This is a genomic window from Oxalicibacterium solurbis (genome assembly GCF_014635845.1).
In the GTDB taxonomy this organism is placed as follows: Bacteria; Pseudomonadota; Gammaproteobacteria; order Burkholderiales; family Burkholderiaceae_D; genus Oxalicibacterium; species Oxalicibacterium solurbis.
Genome location: NZ_BMDP01000007.1, coordinates 1 through 5,448, shown reverse-complemented (window position 1 = coordinate 5,448; position 5,448 = coordinate 1). Strand labels below are relative to the sequence as shown.

The window sequence follows — 5,448 nt, the reverse complement described above, 5'->3', positions numbered from 1 at the left end:
TTTTTGGTCTTGATTGTGTCGCACTGGCGAACACTACTCTGAACTATAACTGTCAATGTTATAGGGACAAGCCTTACGGGCAATTAGTATCGGTTAGCTTAATGCATTACTGCACTTCCACACCCGACCTATCAACGTCCTGGTCTCGAACGACCCTTCAAGGAGCTCAAGGCTCCGGGAAATCTCATCTTAAGGCAAGTTTCCCGCTTAGATGCTTTCAGCGGTTATCTCTTCCGAACATAGCTACCCGGCAATGCCACTGGCGTGACAACCGGTACACCAGAGGTTCGTCCACTCCGGTCCTCTCGTACTAGGAGCAGCCCCCTTCAAATTTCCAACGCCCACGGCAGATAGGGACCAAACTGTCTCACGACGTTTTAAACCCAGCTCACGTACCACTTTAAATGGCGAACAGCCATACCCTTGGGACCGGCTACAGCCCCAGGATGTGATGAGCCGACATCGAGGTGCCAAACTCCCCCGTCGATATGAACTCTTGGGAGGAATCAGCCTGTTATCCCCAGAGTACCTTTTATCCGTTGAGCGATGGCCCTTCCATACAGAACCACCGGATCACTATGTCCTACTTTCGTACCTGCTCGACTTGTCAGTCTCGCAGTTAAGCACGCTTATGCCATTGCACTATTAGCACGATGTCCGACCGTACCTAGCGTACCTTCGAACTCCTCCGTTACACTTTGGGAGGAGACCGCCCCAGTCAAACTGCCTACCATGCACTGTCCCCGATCCGGATAACGGACCAAGGTTAGAACCTCAAACAAACCAGGGTGGTATTTCAAGGTTGGCTCCACAGAAACTAGCGTTCCTGCTTCAAAGCCTCCCACCTATCCTACACAGATTGGTTCAAAGTCCAATGCAAAGCTACAGTAAAGGTTCATGGGGTCTTTCCGTCTAGCCGCGGGTAGATTGCATCATCACAAACACTTCAACTTCGCTGAGTCTCGGGAGGAGACAGTGTGGCCATCGTTACTCCATTCGTGCAGGTCGGAACTTACCCGACAAGGAATTTCGCTACCTTAGGACCGTTATAGTTACGGCCGCCGTTTACTGGGACTTCAATCAAGAGCTTGCACCCCATCATTTAATCTTCCAGCACCGGGCAGGAGTCACACCCTATACGTCCACTTTCGTGTTTGCAGAGTGCTGTGTTTTTATTAAACAGTCGCAGCCACCAATTTTTTGCAACCCCTTCGTCCTTCTGGCGCAGGCCAGTCAAACTACAAGGGCGTACCTTATCCCGAAGTTACGGTACCAATTTGCCGAGTTCCTTCTCCCGAGTTCTCTCAAGCGCCTTAGAATACTCATCTCGCCCACCTGTGTCGGTTTGCGGTACGGTCTCGTTAGACTGAAGCTTAGAGGCTTTTCTTGGAACCACTTCCGATTGCTTCGCGGCACAAGGCCACTCGTCGCACACCCTTGAATTACGCTGCCGGATTTGCCTAACAGCCTTCTTCGATGCACAAACCGGGACATCCAACACCCGGACAACCTTCCGCGATCCGTCCCCCCATCGCATCTAACGACGGTGCAGGAATATTAACCTGCTTCCCATCAGCTACGCATCTCTGCCTCGCCTTAGGGGCCGACTCACCCTGCTCCGATGAACGTTGAACAGGAAACCTTGGGCTTACGGCGTGGAGGCTTTTCACCCCCATTATCGCTACTCATGTCAGCATTCGCACTTCTGATACCTCCAGCATCCTTTACAAGACACCTTCGCAGGCTTACAGAACGCTCTCCTACCATATGCATAAATGCATATCCGCAGCTTCGGTGACTGGCTTAGCCCCGTTACATCTTCCGCGCAGGACGACTCGATCAGTGAGCTATTACGCTTTCTTTAAAGGATGGCTGCTTCTAAGCCAACCTCCTGACTGTTTTAGCCTTCCCACTTCGTTTTCCACTTAGCCAATCTTTGGGACCTTAGCTGGCGGTCTGGGTTGTTTCCCTCTTGACGCCGGACGTTAGCACCCGACGTCTGTCTCCCAAGCTCGCACTCATCGGTATTCGGAGTTTGCAATGGTTTGGTAAGTCGCGATGACCCCCTAGCCATAACAGTGCTCTACCCCCGATGGTGATACTTGAGGCACTACCTAAATAGTTTTCGGAGAGAACCAGCTATTTCCAAGTTTGTTTAGCCTTTCACCCCTACCCACAGCTCATCCCCTAATTTTTCAACATTAGTGGGTTCGGTCCTCCAGTGCGTGTTACCGCACCTTCAACCTGGCCATGAGTAGATCACTTGGTTTCGGGTCTACACCCAGCGACTGGACGCCCTATTCGGACTCGATTTCTCTACGGCTTCCCTATACGGTTAACCTTGCCACTGAATGTAAGTCGCTGACCCATTATACAAAAGGTACGCAGTCACCCCTTGCGAGGCTCCTACTGTTTGTATGCACACGGTTTCAGGTTCTATTTCACTCCCCTTCCGGGGTTCTTTTCGCCTTTCCCTCACGGTACTGGTTCACTATCGGTCGATATCGAGTATTTAGCCTTGGAGGATGGTCCCCCCATGTTCAGACAGGATTTCACGTGTCCCGCCCTACTTGTCGCAAGCCTAGTTCCACAATAATGATTTCGCATACGGGGCTATCACCCTCTATGGCCGCACTTTCCAGAGCGTTTTACTATCACTACTGCTAAATCTTGCAGGCTGTTCCCATTTCGCTCGCCACTACTTTGGGAATCTCGGTTGATTTCTTTTCCTGCAGCTACTTAGATGTTTCAGTTCGCCGCGTTCGCTTCACACACCTATGTATTCAGTGTGTGATGACCCAAAGGGCCGGGTTTCCCCATTCGGAAATCTGCGGATCAAAGCTTGTTTGCCAGCTCCCCGCAGCTTATCGCAGGCTACTACGTCCTTCATCGCCTGATATCGCCAAGGCATCCACCATGTGCACTTATTCACTTGTCCCTATAACGTTGACCTCTGTTGCCAGAGACGTTACAGAGTTATTTGAGTTAAGCGTTTGCCGTATTGCCAAAGTAAGTCTTCTAATTGCTAAGATCACTTCGATAATACTTTGATTGATACAATCAAAACCCATCAGCACATCCCAACAACGCTTTCGCATCATTGGCACGCACCAATAAATCTTTACTTCTTCCAGATTGTTAAAGAACAAAAAACAGCCAATGATCGTTAAAAGATCAAACCTAAATCCAATCAATCGCTTGATCGACTTAGGTTTGATGTCTTGGTGGAGGTTGACGGGATCGAACCGACGACCCCCTGCTTGCAAAGCAGGTGCTCTCCCAGCTGAGCTAAACCCCCGAAACCGGCACAACCTTATTCTTGGTGGGTCTGGTTGGGCTCGAACCAACGACCCCCGCGTTATCAACACGGTGCTCTAACCAACTGAGCTACAGACCCGTTCGGATCAGTACATTCACTGTTCTGTCTCTTGATAACAGCGCGATAAGTGTGGACGCTTAATTTCCGTGCATACTCTAGAAAGGAGGTGATCCAGCCGCACCTTCCGATACGGCTACCTTGTTACGACTTCACCCCAGTCACGAATCCCACCGTGGTAAGCGCCCTCCTTGCGGTTAGGCTACCCACTTCTGGTGAAACCCGCTCCCATGGTGTGACGGGCGGTGTGTACAAGACCCGGGAACGTATTCACCGCGACATGCTGATCCGCGATTACTAGCGATTCCAACTTCATGTAGTCGAGTTGCAGACTACAATCCGGACTACGATACACTTTCTGGGATTAGCTCCCCCTCGCGGGTTGGCGGCCCTCTGTATGTACCATTGTATGACGTGTGAAGCCCTACCCATAAGGGCCATGAGGACTTGACGTCATCCCCACCTTCCTCCGGTTTGTCACCGGCAGTCTCATTAGAGTGCCCAACTAAATGTAGCAACTAATGACAAGGGTTGCGCTCGTTGCGGGACTTAACCCAACATCTCACGACACGAGCTGACGACAGCCATGCAGCACCTGTGTTCCGATTCTCTTTCGAGCACTCCCTGATCTCTCAGGGATTCCGGACATGTCAAGGGTAGGTAAGGTTTTTCGCGTTGCATCGAATTAATCCACATCATCCACCGCTTGTGCGGGTCCCCGTCAATTCCTTTGAGTTTTAATCTTGCGACCGTACTCCCCAGGCGGTCAACTTCACGCGTTAGCTGCGTTACCAAGTCAATTAAGACCCAACAACTAGTTGACATCGTTTAGGGCGTGGACTACCAGGGTATCTAATCCTGTTTGCTCCCCACGCTTTCGTGCATGAGCGTCAGTGTTATCCCAGGGGGCTGCCTTCGCCATCGGTATTCCTCCACATCTCTACGCATTTCACTGCTACACGTGGAATTCTACCCCCCTCTGACACACTCTAGCCGTGCAGTCACAAATGCAATTCCCAGGTTGAGCCCGGGGATTTCACATCTGTCTTGCACAACCGCCTGCGCACGCTTTACGCCCAGTAATTCCGATTAACGCTTGCACCCTACGTATTACCGCGGCTGCTGGCACGTAGTTAGCCGGTGCTTATTCTTCAGGTACCGTCATTAGCAAAGGATATTAGCCCTCACCGTTTCTTCCCTGACAAAAGAGCTTTACAACCCGAAGGCCTTCTTCACTCACGCGGCATTGCTGGATCAGGCTTGCGCCCATTGTCCAAAATTCCCCACTGCTGCCTCCCGTAGGAGTCTGGACCGTGTCTCAGTTCCAGTGTGGCTGGTCGTCCTCTCAGACCAGCTACTGATCGTCGCCTTGGTGAGCTTTTACCCCACCAACTAGCTAATCAGATATCGGCCACTCCAAGAGCATGAGGTCTTGCGATCCCCCACTTTCATCCGTAGATCGTATGCGGTATTAGCTAATCTTTCGACTAGTTATCCCCCACTCTAGGGCACGTTCCGATATATTACTCACCCGTTCGCCACTCGCCATCAGGAGCAAGCTCCTATGCTGCCGTTCGACTTGCATGTGTAAGGCATGCCGCCAGCGTTCAATCTGAGCCAGGATCAAACTCTTCAGTTCAATCTCTGTTTTGCCATTTCTGGCTGATTCTTTCGAATCGGTCGCTCACTCAAAATACTGACAGGTATGTTCTTGCGAACTTACCTATATTTCTTTGTGAGCATTTAATGTTTTGAGCTTGCAGCTTGCGCTGCCGCACTTCCATCAAACGCCCACACTTATCGGCTGTTAATTTTTAAAGAACCTGTCCTGCTTCGCCTATCTTTCAGCGTCGCTGCGAATCGTTTTGTTCGTCAGCAGCAGAGAAACGAGATTATGCGGCGTTTTTTTGATCTCGTCAACTACTTTGTTCAAACTTCTCAACAAAATCCGTTCAACAAGTACCGCCAAAAACCACCCCAACAACCTCACCAAAAATCCAGTTCAACCAGCGCTACGCACCTCGGTCAACACCTTCTTTTTAGCCCCGTCTCGCAACGGGAGGCGAACTATA

General features: G+C 50.8%; 2 tRNA genes and 2 rRNA genes. All 4 read right to left on the bottom strand.

The window, feature by feature from the left end:
• Nucleotides 1-62: 62 nt before the first annotated feature.
• Nucleotides 63-2,938 (bottom strand): 23S ribosomal RNA (locus IEV40_RS14590).
• 284 nt (nucleotides 2,939-3,222) lie between these two features.
• Nucleotides 3,223-3,298: transfer RNA gene (locus tag IEV40_RS14585), tRNA-Ala, on the bottom strand.
• A 22-nt stretch (nucleotides 3,299-3,320) separates the two neighbouring features.
• A tRNA-Ile gene (locus tag IEV40_RS14580) sits at nucleotides 3,321-3,397 on the bottom strand.
• An 81-nt stretch (nucleotides 3,398-3,478) separates the two neighbouring features.
• Nucleotides 3,479-5,015 (bottom strand): 16S ribosomal RNA (locus IEV40_RS14575).
• The 16S and 23S rRNA genes sit together here with 2 tRNA genes alongside, the layout of an rRNA operon.
• Between the last annotated feature and the right edge of the window lie 433 nt (nucleotides 5,016-5,448).